Source organism: Gluconobacter sp. P1D12_c (genome assembly GCF_018812105.1).
Classification (GTDB): Bacteria; Pseudomonadota; Alphaproteobacteria; order Acetobacterales; family Acetobacteraceae; genus Gluconobacter; species Gluconobacter oxydans_A.
Window position 1 is genome coordinate 1 of the sequence record NZ_JACSIQ010000658.1, and the last position, 401, is coordinate 401.

The window sequence follows — 401 nt, forward strand, 5'->3', positions numbered from 1 at the left end:
GGCAAAAAGCATGAAAAGCCAAGAGGGAAAACAAGGCGCTGCCTGTCGGTCGCCCGCGCTGCAACAGGTGGATCGCCGTCCGTCCTCCCCATGCTCGCCGGCTGCGCCGCCTGCGCGTGGGTCCGGATGACGCCGATCCTGCCGCTGCGCGGCACTGTTGCAGCGCGGGCGACCGACAGGCCGTCGCAAGGATGTTTGAAGAACCAGAGATGGATCGAGCATCATGCGACGCTACCAGTTTCCCTATGTTCCAACCCCCCGTGGCCGGCCTCCGATGCGCTGGACCGAYACGCAGGAGCCCGTATCCTGCCGCAAGTGCAACGAGCACTGGGAAGGTGGCGATCCGGCGCTGACAATCGCCTGCACGGGCTGCAACGCGCCAGCCCATGAGCCCTGCCGTC

Annotated in this window: 1 protein-coding gene; it reads right to left on the minus strand. The window is 66.0% G+C overall.

Translation table 11 applies throughout. From position 1 onward, the window contains the following. On the minus strand, positions 1-225 hold a 225-nt coding region (locus KP705_RS18620), incomplete at its 3' end, for a hypothetical protein (protein WP_215765383.1). Positions 226-401 lie beyond the last annotated feature (176 nt).